This window comes from Streptomyces sp. NPDC001668, assembly GCF_042893155.1.
Classification (GTDB): domain Bacteria; phylum Actinomycetota; class Actinomycetes; order Streptomycetales; family Streptomycetaceae; genus Streptomyces.
The window spans coordinates 161743-177839 of sequence record NZ_JBIAUQ010000004.1 but is presented as its reverse complement, the minus strand read 5'-3'; the positions used below and the strand labels follow the sequence as shown (position 1 = coordinate 177839).

The 16097-nt window shown below is 70.9% G+C and carries 11 protein-coding genes; 6 read left to right on the top strand and 5 right to left on the bottom strand.

The window, feature by feature from the left end; all coding sequences use genetic code 11:
* Both ACFYZ8_RS14195 and ACFYZ8_RS14190 read right to left on the bottom strand, forming a co-directional pair.
* Positions 1 to 1080, bottom strand: coding sequence for an ABC transporter permease (locus ACFYZ8_RS14195; protein WP_359030000.1), 1080 nt, complete (start codon positions 1078 to 1080; stop codon positions 1 to 3).
* The gene (locus ACFYZ8_RS14190; RefSeq protein ID WP_359029999.1) at positions 1080 to 2099 is read right to left on the bottom strand and encodes a sugar ABC transporter substrate-binding protein; all 1020 of its coding nucleotides are present in this window, start codon (positions 2097 to 2099) and stop codon (positions 1080 to 1082) included. Before ACFYZ8_RS14190 ends, ACFYZ8_RS14195 begins: the two co-directional genes overlap by 1 nt.
* Before the next feature lie 257 nt (positions 2100 to 2356).
* Between ACFYZ8_RS14190 and ACFYZ8_RS14185 the strand changes: the two genes are divergently transcribed.
* The 4 genes from ACFYZ8_RS14185 to galE all read left to right on the top strand — a co-directional run bounded on the left by ACFYZ8_RS14185 (position 2357) and on the right by galE (position 7307).
* A complete protein-coding gene (locus ACFYZ8_RS14185; protein ID WP_388532516.1) occupies positions 2357 to 3271 on the top strand; it encodes a PfkB family carbohydrate kinase in 915 nt (304 codons plus the stop codon).
* A gap of 177 nt (positions 3272 to 3448) precedes the next feature.
* Positions 3449 to 5323, top strand: coding sequence for a 3D-(3,5/4)-trihydroxycyclohexane-1,2-dione acylhydrolase (decyclizing) (gene iolD / locus ACFYZ8_RS14180; protein WP_388532514.1), 1875 nt, complete (start codon positions 3449 to 3451; stop codon positions 5321 to 5323).
* Positions 5324 to 5352: 29 nt separating this feature from the next.
* Positions 5353 to 6138 (top strand): GntR family transcriptional regulator, encoded by a 786-nt coding sequence (locus tag ACFYZ8_RS14175; RefSeq protein WP_388532513.1) that lies wholly within the window; start codon positions 5353 to 5355, stop codon positions 6136 to 6138.
* 98 nt (positions 6139 to 6236) lie between these two features.
* The gene (gene galE, locus ACFYZ8_RS14170; RefSeq protein ID WP_388532511.1) at positions 6237 to 7307 is read left to right on the top strand and encodes a UDP-glucose 4-epimerase GalE; all 1071 of its coding nucleotides are present in this window, start codon (positions 6237 to 6239) and stop codon (positions 7305 to 7307) included.
* A 415-nt stretch (positions 7308 to 7722) separates the two neighbouring features.
* Here the strand turns inward: galE and ACFYZ8_RS14165 are convergent, their stop codons facing one another.
* From ACFYZ8_RS14165 to ACFYZ8_RS14155, 3 genes are all read right to left on the bottom strand, one after another.
* Entirely contained in the window at positions 7723 to 8706 is a 984-nt protein-coding gene (locus ACFYZ8_RS14165; protein WP_388532509.1) for an aldo/keto reductase, read from the bottom strand.
* A gap of 87 nt (positions 8707 to 8793) precedes the next feature.
* Positions 8794 to 9456 carry an NUDIX domain-containing protein gene (locus ACFYZ8_RS14160; protein WP_388532507.1) on the bottom strand — a complete coding sequence of 221 codons (663 nt, stop codon included), beginning with the start codon at positions 9454 to 9456 and terminating at the stop codon, positions 8794 to 8796.
* A 67-nt stretch (positions 9457 to 9523) separates the two neighbouring features.
* The gene (locus ACFYZ8_RS14155) at positions 9524 to 9892 is read right to left on the bottom strand and encodes a hypothetical protein (protein ID WP_388532505.1); all 369 of its coding nucleotides are present in this window, start codon (positions 9890 to 9892) and stop codon (positions 9524 to 9526) included.
* Positions 9893 to 9973: 81 nt separating this feature from the next.
* On the opposite strand from ACFYZ8_RS14155, the gene ACFYZ8_RS14150 reads away from it, so the two are divergent.
* A complete protein-coding gene (locus tag ACFYZ8_RS14150) occupies positions 9974 to 12493 on the top strand; it encodes a SpoIIE family protein phosphatase (RefSeq protein ID WP_359029991.1) in 2520 nt (839 codons plus the stop codon).
* A gap of 418 nt (positions 12494 to 12911) precedes the next feature.
* On the top strand, positions 12912 to 16082 hold the full coding sequence (locus tag ACFYZ8_RS14145; protein WP_388533726.1) for an EAL domain-containing protein: 3171 nt from the start codon (positions 12912 to 12914) through the stop codon (positions 16080 to 16082).
* The last annotated feature ends 15 nt before the right edge of the window (positions 16083 to 16097 follow it).

Below are 16097 nucleotides of genomic sequence, written 5' to 3'. Positions count from 1 at the left end.
TTACCTCCGGGTCGCGGTGCGGCTGACCCACAGATTGATCATGACGGCGCCCAGCAGCATCACGCCGAGGAAGGCCTTGAACCAGTCCGGGTTCCAGTTGGCGTAGACGATGCCCTGCTGGACCATGCCGAACATGAACGCCCCGAACACCGGCCCGATCGCGCTGCCGGCGCCGCCGGTCAGCAGGCAGCCGCCGATCACCGCGGCCGAGATGTAGATGAGCTCCTGGCCCACGCCCTCGCCGGACTGCACGGTGTTGAAGGAGAACAGGTTGTGCATGCCGACGAACCAGGCCGCGAAGCCGACCAGCATGAACAGGCTGATCTTCGTGAAGTTGACCGGGACGCCGACCGCGCGGGCCGAGTCCTTGTTGCCGCCCACCGCGAAGATCCAGTTGCCGTACTTGGTGCGCAGCAGCACCCAGGTCGCCAGCGCCGCGAACACCAGCCAGTACACAATCGTGATCTTGATCTGGACGCCGGCCACTTCGAAGGAGTTCGCGAAGACCTTCTTGGCCTGGTCGAAGCCGTCCATGTCCGAGATGTCGTCGGTGGCGACGTTGCCGGTGACCAGCTTGGTCACCGCCAGGTTCACGCCCTGCAGGATCAGGAACGTGCCCAGGGTGATCAGGAAGCTGGGCAGACCGGTCTTGACGACCAGCCATCCGTTGAGGAACCCGATCCCCAGCGCCACCAGGAGCGCCACCACGATGCCCGCCCACACGTTCAGGGTGAGCTGGAAGGCGAACATCGACGCGGTCAGCGCCGAGGTGATCACGGCGACACCCGAGGACAGGTCGAACTCCCCGCCGATCATCAGCAGGGCGACCGGCAGCGCCATGATCCCGATCGTGGACGACTGGTAGAGGATGTTCGCCATCGAACTGCCCTCGCGCACCGGCGGAGCAGCGATCAGGAAGAACACCCACACCGCCACCGCACCCAGGAACACACCCACATCGGGGCGCGCCAACAGGCGCAGCGCAAGTGGTCGTTCGGCGGTCCGGCCGTCCTTGACCTCGCTGGGGCCGGGGGCCGGCGGTGTGGTCACCGCCGGCTCGGCGTGCTGGGTCATACCCATCACCTGGTGCCCTTCGCGGCGAACTTGGCCACGGCGTCGACGTTCGACTTGTCGACGAAGGCGGGGCCGGTCAGCACCGGCTGCTCGCCGCCGCCCATGTAGTTGCCGTTGTTCTTGTAGAGCCACAGCGAGTCGATCGCCAGGTAGCCCTGGAGGTAGGGCTGCTGGTCGACGGCGAACGCGATGGTGCCCTTGCTGATGGCGGTCGTCAGGTCCTTGTTGAGGTCGAAGGTGGCGACCTTCGTCTTGCTGCCGGCGTCCGACGCCGCCTGCGACGCGGTCAGCGCGATGGGCGCGCCGAGGGCGACGACGTAGTCGATGGACTTGTCCTGGCTGAGCTTGGCGGTGATCGTCGACTTCACGGACGGCATGTCGGCGCCGTTGACGTTCAGCGTCTGGAACTTGCCGGAGAAGGTCTTCTTCACTCCGTCGCAGCGCTGGGTCAGGCCGATGTTGCCCTGCTCCTGGATGACACAGACGGCGCTCTTGGCGCCTTCCTCGTTCAGCCGCTTGCCGAGCGCCTCGCCGGCCACGGTCTCGTCCTGGCCGAAGAACTCCATCAGGCCGAGCTTCTGCCACTCGCTGACACCGGAGTTGAGGCCGACCACGGGTATGTTCGCGGCCTTGGCCTTGGCGACGACGTCCTTGAGGGCGTCGGGCTTGGCGAGGGTGATGGCGATGCCGTCGACCTTCTGGTCGATGGCGTTCTGCACCAGGTTGGCCTGGCCGCCCGCGTTCGGGTCGGCGGAGTAGATCAGCTTGACGTTGTCCTTGGCGGCGGCGGCCTGGGCGCCCTTGCGGACGATGTCCCAGAAGGTGTCGCCGGGCGACTGGTGGGTGACCAGCGCGATGGTCATCCGGGGCGTGGTGGCCTTGCCCGCGGAGGCGCCGTCCGCGCTCTCCTCGGACTTCTTGCCGCCGGAGCTGCTGGAACAGCCGGCGAGCGTGAGGGCCGCGGCCGCAGCCAGGGCCACAGCGGGAGCGAATCTCCGCGAACGGGAGAGAGAAGAGCGGTCCATCTTTCCTTGCACCTCACTGTGCGACGGGGAGAACGTCGGGAAAGGGGGTGGGATCTGAGAAAACGCGCCAACTTGCGTTGGGACGGGATCCAACTCCCCTGGTGCTGCCGCTGTCAATACTTTGTTAAGACATCATTTCACGCTCAGGTCCGAATGTAAGTACAAACTATTGACAGCGTCGCCCTTCGAGTCCTACACCTGGGAGGCAACGGGCCCGGTGGCCCCGCGTCCCCAGGTCGGATCGAGGAGCGTCGCGCATGGTCGAGCCAGTGCAGCAGTTCGACGTGATCAGTATGGGCCGTATCGGAGTTGATCTCCACCCGCCGCAGTCGGGGGTGCGGCCGGCGCGGGGGGAGTCCTCCGGGAAGCCCCTCGGGGGCTCGGCCGCGAACGTCGCGGTCACCGCCGCCCGGCTCGGCCGCACCACCGCGCTCATCAGCCGTACGGGTGCCGACCCCGTCGGCACGTATCTCCACCGGACCCTCACGGATTTCGGCGTCGACACCCGCTGGGTGACGCCGGCGGGATCCTCCCCGACCCACCCCAAGACCCCTGACCTGGACATACACACCGACGAGCTCGACTACTTCGCCATCCGGGCCGCCCGGCTCTTCTGGATCACCGGAACCGGTCTGAGCGGGGAACCGAGCCGCTCGGCCACGTTGGCCGCGCTCAAGTGCCGCGACAGGGCGAGCGTCACGGTCTTCGACCTCGACCGGCCCCTTCGGAACGGCACAGCCCGGCCGGACACCGACGCAGCCCGCCCGTACTACGCCGAGGCCCTGCGGCACGCGACCGTCGCGGTCGGCACCCTCGACGAGTGCGAGCTCGTCACCGGGGCCCGCGGACCCCGGGCGTGCGCCGACGCCCTGCTGGCGGCGGGCGTGGAGCTGGCCGTGGTGAACCAGGGCCCGGAGGGCGTCCTCGCCGTGCACCGGGACGGCACCACGGCCGAGGCCGCGCCGGTCCCGGTCGAGGTGGTGGGCGGTCCGGGCGCGGACCACGCGTTCGGCGGCTCGCTGTGCCACGGGCTGCTGTCCGGCTGGGAGCTGGAGCGGACCATCCGGTACGCCACCGCGGCCGGCGCACCTGTCGACGCCCGCCACGCCTCCGCCCCCGCGATACCGGCCCAGGCGGAGATCGACGGTCTCCTGAACGGCATCACACCGTGACCGGCCCGTCCGCGGGCGGCCGCGGGTACGGGCCACGGGCTCGCCGTACGGCCGGCTGAGCCACGACCACCCCGGCCCACGCACGGGTCCGCACCACCGGCGACCAGCCGATCGCCTCTTCCTCCTCCACCCCTCCCCCTCCACCCTCCCCCTCCACACCGCACCGGAGAAGCCCTGATGAGCACCACCACCCGCCTGACCGTCGCCCAAGCCCTGGTGCGGTTCCTGTCCGTGCAGTACACGGAGCGGGACGGCGTACGGCACCGGCTGATCGCCGGGACCTGGGGCATCTTCGGCCACGGCAACGTGGCGGGGATCGGGCAGGCCCTCCTGGAGGCGGGCGAGGACGCGATGCCGTTCCACCAGGGCCGCAACGAGCAGGCCATGGTCCACGCGGCCGTGGGCCACGCCCGCCAGCTCAACCGCCTGTCCGCCCAGGCGGTCACCACCTCCATCGGCCCGGGCGCCACGAACCTGGTCACCGGCGCGGCCCTGGCCACGATCAACCGCCTCCCGGTCCTGCTCCTGCCCGGCGACTACTTCGCCACCCGCGCCGCCGACCCGCTCCTCCAGCAGCTGGAGCACCCCACGGAGGCGGACGTGTCGGTGAACGACACCCTGCGCCCGGTCTCCCGCTTCTTCGACCGGATCCACCGCCCCGAGGCCCTGATCCCCTCCGCCCTCCAGGCCATGCGCGTCCTGTCGGACCCGGCCGAGACCGGCGCGGTCACCCTCGCCCTCCCCCAGGACGTGCAGGCGGAGGCGTACGACTGGCCGGAGGAGTTCTTCGCCGAGCGGGTGTGGCGGGTACGGCGCCCCGCGCCCGACCCGGTGGAGCTGGCGGATGCGGTACAGGCGATCCGGGGGGCCGCGCGCCCGCTGATCGTGGCGGGCGGCGGAGTCCACCACAGCGAGGCCGAGGAAGCCCTCAGGGCGCTGGTGGACACCACCGGCATCCCCGTCACCTCCACCCAGGCGGGCAAGGGCTCCCTGCGCCACGACCACCCCGCGGACCTCGGCGGCATCGGCCACACGGGTACGGCGGTCGCCGACGACCTCGCGCGCACCGCGGACCTGGTCATCGGCGTGGGCACCCGCTACTCCGACTTCACGACCGCCTCCGGCACCCTCTTCCAGAACCCGGACGTGCGCTTCCTCAACCTCAACATCACCGCCTTCGACGCCCACAAGCTGGCCGCGCGGACGGTCGTGTGCGATGCGCGGGCGGGGCTGGAGGCGCTGGCGTCGGCGCTGGCGGGCCATCGCGTGGCCGAGGCCTACGAGACCGAGTACGGCGCGGGCAAGGAGCGCTGGGAGCAGGTGGTCGACCGGGCCTACCGCGCCGCCGACGAGCACGCCGTACCGACCCAGACCCAGCTGCTCGGGGCGCTGGACGCGGTCGTGGGCGACGAGGACGTGGTGATCAACGCGGCGGGCTCGCTCCCCGGCGACCTGCACAAGCTGTGGCGGGCCCGCAGCCCGCGCCAGTACCACTTGGAGTACGGCTACTCCTGCATGGGCTACGAGATCCCGGCGGCGATCGGCGTCCAGCAGGCGACCCCGGACACCCCGGTGTGGGCGCTGGTCGGCGACGGCACCTACCTGATGATGCCGACGGAACTGGTCACCGCGGTCCAGGAGGGCCTGCCGATCAACCTGGTCCTGATCCAGAACCACGGCTACGCCTCGATCGGCGGCCTGTCGGAGTCGGTGGGCGGCGAGCGGTTCGGCACGGCGTACCGCTACCGGGCCGCCGACGGCACTTTCAGCGGGGCCCCGCTCCCGGTCGACCTGGCCGCCAACGCGGCGAGCCTCGGCATGGACGTACTGCGCGCCAAGACCGTACGGGAGCTGCGCGAGGCGCTGGCCACGGCCCGCGCCTCGGACCGTCCGACCTGCGTCTACGTCGAGACGGACACCGCCACCCCGACCGCTCCCCCGGCGCAGGCCTGGTGGGACGTGCCGGTGGCGCAGACGGCGTCGCGCGAGGCCGCCGTGGAGGCGAGGACGGAGTACGACCGCCAGACGGCCGCCCGCCGCACCCACCTCTGACGGCCCCACTCCCCGAGGGAGGTACCTCCATGGCGAAGCCCGGCGGCGCGTCACGTGCCGCGACCACCCCCGCGCTCCACTGCCTGGACTTCGCCCTGGACCGGGCCAGTCCGGTGCCGCTGTACTACCAGCTGGCCCGGCAGCTGGAGGAGGCGATCGAGCACGGGGTGCTCGCGCCGGGAAACCTCCTGGGCAACGAGATCGACCTCTCGATCCGCCTGGGCCTGTCCCGCCCGACCGTCCGCCAGGCCATCCAGACGCTGGTGGAGAAAGGCCTGCTGGTCCGGCGGCGCGGGGTGGGCACACAGGTGGTGCACAGCCAGGTCAAGCGCCCCCTGGAACTCAGCAGCCTCTACGACGACCTGGAGGCGGCAGGGCAGGGTCCGGCCACCCGGGTCGTGCGCAACGAGACCGTACCGGCCCCCGCCGACGTGGCGGCCGCGCTCTCCCTCCCGGAGGGCGGCGAGATCACGGTGCTGGAGCGCCTGCGCCTGACCCACGGCCAGCCGGTGGCCGTCCTCTGCAACTACCTCCCCACCGGCCTCCTCCACCTCGACACCGACCGTCTGGAGTCCACCGGCCTCTACCGCATGCTGCGCACCGCCGGCATCACCCTCCACAGCGCCCGCCAGACCATCGGCGCCCGCTCCGCCACCGCCGAGGAGGCCGCCCGCCTCGACGAGAAGAAGGGCGCGGCGGTCCTGACCATGCAGCGCACGGCCTACGACGACACCGGCCGCCCGGTCGAGTACGGCACCCACATCTACCGGGCGTCGCGGTACGCGTTCGACTTCCGGCTTCTGGTGAGGCCGTGACGGGCCACAGCTTGACGCGGCAGGCAAAAGGACGCAGAGTCGTACATATACGCCGTAAACATATTGCGTAGACGCACGCGTGGAAGCGTTCTGGTCAGATGACACGCACCGAGCCTGTTCCGTCGACCGTCCTCGTCACCGGCGGGGCCGGCTTCCTCGGCAGCCACGCCTGTGTGGAGTTCCTCGACCACGGCTACGAAGTCGTCGTGGTGGACGACTACTCCCGCAGCACCCCCCAGACCCTCACCCGCGTGGAACGCATCGCCGGCCGGTTCGTCGGCGCCGTGTACGAACTGGATATCCGTGACCGACGCGCCCTCTCGGCGGTCTTCGACCGGCACTCCGTGGACGCCGTCGTGCACTTCGCCGCGCACAACGCCGGAGGCGAGTCGGCCCGGACGCCCGCCCCGTACTACGACACCAACGTGGCCGGCACGACCGCGCTGCTGCACGCCATGCAGGAACACGGCGTACGCCGGCTCGTGTACGCCTCCACCTACGGGGTCTACGGCGACGCCGGCCCCCACCCGCTCGACGAGTCGGCCCCGGTCCGGCCGGTCGGCCTGTACGCCACATCCAAGTGGATCTGCGAGCAGATCCTCGCCGACGTCTGCCGGTACTGGAACGGCTTCACGGTCCTGTGCCTGCGCCACGCGACTCCGGCGGGCGCCCACCCCAGCGGGCTGCTCGGTGCGGACTCCCGGGGTCTGCCGGACGGCCTCATACAGGTGCTGGCGCAGGTGGCGGGGGGCCGGCTGGACCGGCTGCGGGTCTTCGGCGACGACCACCCCACCCCGGACGGAACCGCGATCCGCGACTACCTGCACGTCATGGACGCGGCCGAGGCACACCGCATCGCGCTCGACCATCTCGTCGACACGCCGGGCATGAGCGTCTACAACATCGGTTCGGGCCGGGGCAGTTCGGTCCTGGAGGTCGTCGCCGCGTTCTCCGACGCGTCCGGCAGGTCCGTGCCCTGTGAGATCGTCCCCCGTCGGCCCGAGGACGTGGCCGAACTCGTCGCCGGCACGGGAGCCGTGGCCCGCGCCTGGGGCTGGCACCCCACCCGGGATCTCGACACCGTGACCCGGGACGCCTGGCGCTTCCAGCAGCTCAATCCTCGCGGTTACGACGGGTCCCACCGGCGGTCCAAGAGAGGGGACGACTGACTCCGGCGCTCGCCGACGGCTCGGACCTGGACGTGGTCCACGGATTCTCGACGCGGTGAAGGCGGGCGCCGCCGCCCATCCGAACCGGCCGCTCCGGGGCGTCCCGGACGAGAAGCGGGCCGCTCTCGTGCCCTGTGCCGACGCCTCGACCCGCCCCGTTCGGGGGCGCTGATGGCGTCCACGAAGATCCGGGCGCTCATGACGGGGCGCACGCCGTCTCGACCAGGGCGATGTGGCTGAACGCCTTCGGCGCGTTGCCCAGTTGACGGCACCGTCCGGGTCCCACTGCTCGGAGGCACACCGCCGCACGAACCCGCCGTGGTACTGCACCGCATGGCGTCCCAGGAGCCGCCGACACTGCGTGAGTTCGCCACCCGCGCAGGGCAGGGCGGAGGGGACGGGCTGAGCAATCGGCTCAGTGCGCCCGGTCCAGCCGCTCCCGCTGCTCCCCCGTCAGCTCCAGCTCCACCGCCGCCAGGTTCTCCTCCAGCTGGGCCGAGGTCGACACCCCGGCGAGCGGGATGATCGGCAGGTCGGCGGCGAGTTGCCAGGCCAGGACCACCTGGTTGACGGTCGCGCCCGTCTCCCTCGCCACCTCGGTCAGGGCCTGAAGGCGGGGCGGGGTCCCCGGGTGGTCGAAGTCCGCGGGGAGGCGGTCGGGGTGGGTGTACGCGCCCTTGAGGAGGGGTGAGTAGGCGACCAGGGTGAGGGCGGGTTCCGCGCGCAGGTAGCTCAGCAGGTCCGGGCCCGCGTGACCGAGGCTGCCGTCGGGGAAGAGGGGCTCCGGGACGTCGGTGCGGGGCCGCAGGTGGCTGTGCGCGTACTGGAGGACCTCGTAGGCGGGCAGCCCCGCCGCTGCCGCCAGGGCGCGGGCGCGTTCCACCCGCCAGACCGCGTGGTTGCTCACGCCGAGCAGGCCCACCGTGCCCTCGGCGACCAGTTCGGCGAATCCCTCCACCGTCTCCTGGAGCGGGACCCTGTGGTCCTTTATGTGCGCGTAGAGGAGGTCCAGCTTGGACACGCCGAGGCGTTCCCGGCTGCGTTCCGCGGACTCGCGGATCACCTTCGCCGACAGGCCCTCCGCGTTGTCGACGTAGCTCGTGCCGGGGGCCAGGGGGCGGGCGCCGAGCTTCGTGGCGATGACGATCTCGTCGCCGATGCCGCGGCTGCGCCGCCACCGGCCGAGGAGCTCCTCGCTCTGGCCGCCCTGGCCGCCGTCCTCCCAGAAGGCGTAGTTGTCGGACGTGTCGATGAAGGTGCCGCCGGCCTCGACATAGCGGTCGAGGACGGCGAAGGAGGTCTCCTCGTCGGTCCGTGAGCCGAACAGCATCGCGCCGAGCGCGAGGACGCTGACCTCGCGGCGGGTCGCCGGGTCGGTGCCGATGGTGCGGTAACGCATGGTGGTTTCCTCCCGTGTGTGCCCCGAGGACGAGTACACACGGGAGTCTTCATCCTGGAGCGCACGCGAAGTCAAGGACCCGCGCGCTCACTTGGCGAACGGGCCCTCCAGCGCCGCCCATTGGAGCAGCATGATGGTCTTGGCGTCGGCGATCTCCCCGGTCCGGATCATCTCCAGGGCCCTGCGGAACGGCAGTTCGAGGATCTCGATGTCCTCGCCCTCCTCGTCCAGGCCGCCTCCCTCGTGGGTGCGGGTCGACGGCGTGTACTCGGCGGCGTAGAAACTGACGCGCTCGGTCACCGACCCGGGGCTCATGTAGACGTCGAAGACGTGCTGGACCTCGCCGATGGTGTGCCCGGTCTCCTCGACGACCTCACGCCGTACGGCGATCTCGGGGTGCTCGTCATCGTCGTCGAGCAGGCCGCCGGGGGTCTCGATCAGCAGGCCGTCGGGGTGTCCGTTCACATACACCGGGAAGCGGAACTGGCGTGTGAGCAGGACGGTTTCGCGTTCGGTGTCGTACAGCAGCATGGTGGCGCCGTTGCCGCGGTCGTGGGTCTCACGCTGCTGGGTGCTCCAGGTGCCGTCGGCGCGCCGGAGGTCGAAGGTCGTGGCCCGCTCGACGTACCAGTGGCTGGAGAGCAGTTTCACGTCCCGGACCTTGACGCGTGGATTGCGGGTCAGGTCCAGGCCGGTGCGGTCGAGTCCGGTGCGGCCCCGGCGGTCGGGGATGTCGGCGCCCTCGGTCATCGGACACCCGCCGGGCGGGAGGAGAAGCGGGAGAAACGGTCGTAGTGCGAGTTGGTCATGACCGCTTCTACCATTCCGGGCCGGCCGGCGTCGCGTACGGCACTTCGACCACTGCCCCTGGCTCTTCGCCGGCGAGGCGCCCGAGGAACAGCGCGTGGCGCAGCGGGAGGTGCGGCGGGCCGTCGGAGGCGACAGCGGGATCGGCGAGCACTGTCACGCCGCAAGGTCCGCCACGGTCCACGCCGACCGGTACCTCGCTGTCGTGGGCGTCGGAGCCGTCGACGCCGTAGTGCTGAGTGGTGTGGTTGTCCCGGAGGGCGATGCCACCGACGCGCCGCTGTCGGCGGACGGTGTTCTCCGGGCGTTCGATGTGCGACTGGAAGACGTGGGCGAGGGCGCGTGAGTCGTTGCTGAGCGCACCGGCGAGTCGCGGCACGAAGGTGCGGCCGCGATGCTGACCCGGCAGCCGACCACTGCAAGCCGCAAGTCAACATAAAATGGAAGAAACTCTCCCGGGGTGATCGAGGGCAACGTGTCGGCCGACGGTGAGGCATCGAGCTCGTACCCGTTCGGCACCACACCTGTCGGCGAGGCGCCCGAGCGTGACGACGCGCTGCTCAGCGCCGCCGTCAGTGCCGTGGAGGTGACCGGCGCGCATGCCGCGAGTGTGTTCCTGCTCTCCGGCGACCGTCGCTCGCTCGTGCTGGCCGCGGCGTGCGGGACTCCCCCCTCCCTGCTGGGCGGGTGGCGCCGGATCCCGGTTGCCAGCCGCATTCCGCTGGCGGAGGCGTACCGCTCGGGGCGCATGGTCCACCTGACCGACGCGGAGGAGACGATGCGGCGCTTCCCCCAGCTCTCGGTCGCGGTGCCCTACCCGTTCGGCTCCGCCTCGGTGCCCGTGCGAGCGAGCGGGCGGACCTTCGGGGCCATGGCCGTGCTGTGGACGCCCGGGACCGACCGGACGGGGCTGTCGACGGCGCAGCGCCGGCAGCTGCGCTCCGCCGCCGACCGTCTGGGCACCGCACTGGCCGGTCTGAACGCCCGCCGACTTCTCGGCGAGTGGGACGAACGGACGGCTCCGGTGGTGGTCCCGATGCCGTCCGCCCCGCTGATACGGGTGGGCCTGTTCGACTGGAACCTCGGCACCGGGGCCCTCACGGCCGACGACGAGCTGTGCGCGATCTTCGATATCGCGCCCCGCGAGTTCGACGGACGTGTGGCCACCCTGATGGCCAGAATCGAAGGCGCGGACCTGCCCGGCTTCCGGTCCGCCGCCCGTGCCGCGGTCGAGGAGGGACATGTGCTCGCGCACTGCGTGAGCATCCGGGACAGCGACGGAAGGCTTCACACCGTCGAACTGTGGGGCCGGGTGCCCGAGAACCCGCACGACCCGCACACGGCGTCCCACCTGGTCGGCGCCGTGCTCGACTCCGGAAGCGGCATGGCTGCCATGGCGGCGCTCGAGCGACTCGCGGACGGCTTCTTCGCGCTCTCCCCGGACGGACGTGTCACCTACGCCAACCACAGCCTGGAGCGTCTGCTCCGGGTCCGCCAGGACGAACTGCTCGGCCAACGCCCCTGGGACGTGCTGCCCTGGCTGGCCGATCCCGCGTACGAGGACCGCTACCGGGCCGCCATGGTCTCCCAGCAACCGGTCTCCTTCCTGGTCCGCCACCCACCCGACGACTGGCTCGTCTTCTCCCTGCACCCCGGCGGGCAGGGCATGACGGGATGGGCGGCACCCCTGCGGCAGCCGCCACCGGCCGGCACCGGGCCCGGAACGTTCGTCGCGGAAAAGGGCCCGCCCGTCTCCTTGTCACCTGCGCCCACGGCCCCCCGCCTGGGCGCCCTCTACCGCGTACTCCAGCTGGGCAGCGCCCTCACCGGGGCGGTCACCGCGCACGAGGTGTTCGACGCCGTCGCCGACCAGCTTCTGCCCGCTTTCGGCGGCCAGAAGCTGGCGATGGCCGTCGTGGAGGAGCGGCACCTGCACCTGCTCGCGCAGCGCGGCTACTCGAAGCGCTTTCTCGCCCGGTTCGAAGGGGCCCCGCTGCATGCCCGACTGCCCGTGACGGACGCGCTGACCGCCGCGGCCCCGCTGTTCGTCGAGACCCGGGCGGAGCTCCTGGAGACGTATCCCGGGACCCTGGTCGGCCACTCCAACTCCTGGGCGTTCCTGCCGTTGATCGCCTCCGACCGACCGGTCGGCGCCTGCATGCTCGCCTTCGACGACATCCACCGGTTCCCCGACGAGGAGCGTGGCGTGCTCACCGCCCTGGGCGGCCTGATCGCCCAGGCCCTCGAACGCGCCCGGCTCTACGACAGCGAATTCGCCCTCGCCCGCGGCCTGCAGAACGGGCTGCTGCCCCACCGGCTGCCCACGCTGCCGGGCCTCCGCGTCACCGGGCGCTATCTTCCGGGCACCAGGGGGATGGACATCGGAGGCGACTGGTACGACGTCATCCCCGTCGGGGACGAGGTCGCGTTGATCATCGGTGACGTCGAGGGACACAGCGTGGCCGCCGCGGCCGCCATGGGCCAGTTGCGCAGCGCGATGCGGGCCTTCGTGACCGCCGGCCACGGGCCGAGTGACGTCGTCGCCAGTACCAACCGGCTGCATCTGGACCTCGACCCCGCGCTGCTCGCCAGCTGCTGCTACGCCCTCTTCGACCCCCGGTCGGGGGGCGTGCGCATCGTCCGCGCGGGCCACTGCCCGCCCCTGCTGCGCCTGCCCGACGGACACGCCGAGATCCTGAACGTACCGGGCGGCCCGCTGCTCGGCGTACAGGCGACGCCCGACTATCCGGAGACGCAGCTGCACCTCGTGCCCGGATCGGTCCTCGTCCTGTACACCGACGGGCTCGTCGAGAGGCGCGGCTCCGACATCGGTGCCGGCATCGGCAGGCTCCGGGCCTCGCTGGCCCGCAGGGGCGGGGACCGCCTGGAGGATCTGGCCGACGGGCTCCTGAAAGATGCCTGCCAGTCGCCCGACAGGAAGGACGACATCGCGCTTCTGCTCAGCGAGTACGTTCCTTGAGCAGTCCCCGACGCCGCTGTCAGGTACCCCGGTTCTTCCGGTACGCCTCCCGATAACCGGCCGGGTCCCAGGTCGTGGCGTCGACGTCGTCGGTTCGTGAATGTGGACGGGGGCCGCCTCTCCGCCGGCGGAATGGCCGGAGAGGGCGCGGTTGAACTCGTCGACCAACTGGCAGCCGGGGCGTGCCTGGGGCCGGCGCCCCCGGGACGCCTGGCGCTTCCAGCGGCTCGTCCCCACGGCTACGCGGGGTCTCCCCGGGCGGCCGGGGTCGCAGGAGAGCTGACGGCCGGTGCCGGGATGCAGTCTGTGCCTCCTGTGCTTAGGATCGATGCAGAAGGCCCAGGTCGACGCGAGATTGCGCCCGGCCTCCTCCGAGCAGGGGAGGCTCGCCTTGCGATTGCTGCCGGCCCGCCGGCTGATGGTTGTGTATGTCACGTCGACCGCGGGCGCCACGACTCTCTACATGACCATCCCCAGCTTGCGGGCGCCCATGTGGGCCCTCATCAGCCTGGGAGGCGCCCTGGCAGTCGTCACCGGTGTCCTCGCCAATCGGCCGACGCGTCGATGGCCCTGGCTGGTGTTCGCCGCCGGGCTGCTGGCCTTCGCGGCGGGCGACACCTACTACAGCGTGCAGGAGCAGTACTTCCAGGCGTCGGATCCGTTCCCGTCGCCGGCGGACGCGTGCCACCTCGCTGTGTACCCGCTTCTGGCAACGGGATTGTTCGGCCTCGTCCGATACCGCTGGGTGGACCGTGACCTGCCCAGTCGGCTGGACACGTTGATCATCACGGCCGGGCTGGCGCTGCCGGTCTGGGTCTACCTGGTGCAGCCCCTCGCCGCTTCGGAGGGCCTGACCTGGCAGCAGCGCGCGATCCGCATCGCCTACCCGCTGGGTGACGTCCTGGTGCTGGCGATGCTGGTCCGACTGCTCGTGCCCGGTCCCCTTTTCGGCCGCGAACGCTCCCTGCAGCTGCTCACCCTGGGCACTGTCACACTGTTCGGCTTCGACATCGCCCACGGGATCCGCCAGCTCGACGGCTCATGGGAGGCCGGCACGGGGCCGGCCCCCGGCTGGATCGTCTTCTGCACGGCCTGGGGACTGGCCGGGCTGCACCCCTCCATGAGGGACCTGACCGAGCCCGAACGCCGGCCGCAGTCTCCCCTCCCGCCCTGGCACGGGCTCCCGCTGCTCGCCGCGGCCACGCTGGTCGCGCCCGCGGTCCTGCTCTTCGAGGAACGGTCGGGTACCGTCAACGACGCAAGGGCGCCGGCCGCCTTCTCCAGCCTGCTGTTCGTGCTCGTGATCCTCCGTCTCGCGGGCGTGATCGTGGCACACCGCCAGTCCATGGCACGCGAACTGGCACTGCGCACGGCGACCGGCTCACTCGTCGCGGCAGAAAGAGCGCAGGAGATCGAACAGTCCTGCGACACGGCGGTCACGGAACTGTTCGGGCCGAAGGTCCGGCACGCGAGCATGCTGCTGTCGGCCCCACAGTCCCTGTGGCTGTACACCCTCCTGACGCCTTCGCCCGGGGAACGGCGCAGCACCGGCACGGACGGCACCCCGCACGGCGAGCGGACCGCCGCTCCGCTCTCCCGCACCCTCCTCGTCACCGTCCCGGAGCTCGGGCCGGACATCGCCGGCCGGCTCGGCGACCTGCCGAACGCCCTGGTGTGCCCCATGGCCCGGTCCGACCGCCCGGCCGGCGGGGACCTGCCTGGCGTACTGCTGGCCGCGGGACCCGAGCAGCAGCTCACCGAGATGCGCGGCACGCTGGAGATCCTGGCCTCGTACGCGGGGCTGGCGGCGGAACGCGTGGCGCTTCGGCGGGAGATCTTCCGGAAGGAGAGCGAGGCCTACTTCCGCACTCTGGTGCACAACGCCTCGGACGTCATCCTCATCCTCAACGACGACACAACCGTGCGATACGCCAGTCCGTCCGCCGAAGTCGTCTTCGGCAACGCCGCACTGACGGGTACGGCACTGCAGGAACTGGTGGACGCGCCGGATCGCGGCCGGGTGCACCGGACGCTGACAGTCCTGCGCAGCAGCAAGCAGGAGGAGGCCCACGACCACTGGTGGGTGCTCAAGGACGGCAGCCGCATCGAAGTGGAGGTGCGGTGCCGTGACCTGCGGCAGGACAGGACCGTGGGCGGACTCGTGATCACGCTGCGGGACGTGACCGAACAGCGTCGGCTGGAGCACGAACTCACCCAGCGGGCCTTCCACGATCCACTGACCGGTCTGCCCAACCGGACACTCCTGCTGGAGCGGACCGAGCGCGCCCTGCTGCGTGGCCGCCGGGAGTCGACTCTCACCTGTCTGCTCTTCATCGACCTGGACGACTTCAAGATCGTCAACGACACACTGGGCCATTCGGTCGGCGACCAGCTCCTCACCACGGTGGGAGAACGCCTGTCGAGGACGCTGCGCCGCACCGACACCGCGGCGCGTCTGGGCGGTGACGAGTTCGCGGTACTGATGGAGGGGGCGAGACAGCCCGTCGATGCCGAACTTCTGGCCGCACAGGTGATCCAGAGCCTCAACCGGCCCTTCCGGTTGTCCGACGATTCGGTGAGCGTCTCCGCCAGCGTGGGCGTGGCCACGGCGTGGGACAGCGCGGACCCCGAAGAGTTGCTGGCCCTCGCCGATCTGGCCCTGTACGCGGCCAAGAACGCGGGGAAATGCCAGTGGCGCCGCTTCCAGCCGGTTCTGCGTGACCACATGGCGGAGCGCCACGACCTGCGGGCGCGCCTGGACCGGGCGATCGCCGATGAGGAGTTCAACCTCCTCTACCAACCGGTGGTGGACATCACCGTGGGCGAGGTCGTCGGCTTCGAGGCACTGGCCCGCTGGCCGCACACCCGACGCGGGATCGTCCCACCGCTCGAGTTCATCGCACTCGCCGAGGAGACCGGGCAGATCACGCCGTTGGGCGCCTGGGTGCTACGGAACGCCGCTGCCGACATCGCCCGACTGCGGAGTCGGAGCCCACGGCCCCTACCGCCGCCGTACGTCAGCGTGAACGTCTCGGCCCGACAATGGCAGGACGCGGGCTTCCTGAACGAGGTGCGCAGGTCCCTCGACACCGCCGGCCTTGATCCGGGCTCACTGCAGCTGGAGCTGACCGAGTCGGTGCTCATGCGGCGGGACGACCACATCGACGGCCTCCTTCGGGCGCTGAAGGACCTCGGGGTTCGCATCGCGGTCGACGACTTCGGCACGGGATTCTCGTCACTGCGCTATCTGCGGGATTTCCCCATCGATGTACTCAAGATCGACAAGTCGTTCATCGACGACATCCCGGAGGACCCCAAGCAGGTCGCGCTCGTCGAGGGAATCGTCCACCTGGCTGACACGCTCGGCCTGCCGGTGATCGCAGAGGGCATCGAGGAACACGCACAGCGCGAGCTGCTCGCCTCCATCGGCTGCCGGTTCGGGCAGGGATACCTGTTCGCCCCGCCGATGAACCTGGAGGAGAGCGAGGCCATCCTGTGGCGGCCCGACAGCAATCCTGCGGCGGGCGCGGCAGCACCACAGCGCCCCCTGGACTCATGGGAGTTCGGCCGTGAGCGGCGCCGGGCGTGATCCGGTGGAACCGAC

Coding starts and splice junctions, on each gene's coding strand:
- ACFYZ8_RS14195 (WP_359030000.1), bottom strand. CDS start 1,080: ATGGGTATGACCCAGCACGCCGAGCCGGCGGTGACCACACCGCCGGCC.
- ACFYZ8_RS14190 (WP_359029999.1), bottom strand. CDS start 2,099: ATGGACCGCTCTTCTCTCTCCCGTTCGCGGAGATTCGCTCCCGCTGTG.
- ACFYZ8_RS14185 (WP_388532516.1), top strand. CDS start 2,357: ATGGTCGAGCCAGTGCAGCAGTTCGACGTGATCAGTATGGGCCGTATC.
- iolD (WP_388532514.1), top strand. CDS start 3,449: ATGAGCACCACCACCCGCCTGACCGTCGCCCAAGCCCTGGTGCGGTTC.
- ACFYZ8_RS14175 (WP_388532513.1), top strand. CDS start 5,353: ATGGCGAAGCCCGGCGGCGCGTCACGTGCCGCGACCACCCCCGCGCTC.
- galE (WP_388532511.1), top strand. CDS start 6,237: ATGACACGCACCGAGCCTGTTCCGTCGACCGTCCTCGTCACCGGCGGG.
- ACFYZ8_RS14165 (WP_388532509.1), bottom strand. CDS start 8,706: ATGCGTTACCGCACCATCGGCACCGACCCGGCGACCCGCCGCGAGGTC.
- ACFYZ8_RS14160 (WP_388532507.1), bottom strand. CDS start 9,456: ATGACCGAGGGCGCCGACATCCCCGACCGCCGGGGCCGCACCGGACTC.
- ACFYZ8_RS14145 (WP_388533726.1), top strand. CDS start 12,912: ATGGTTGTGTATGTCACGTCGACCGCGGGCGCCACGACTCTCTACATG.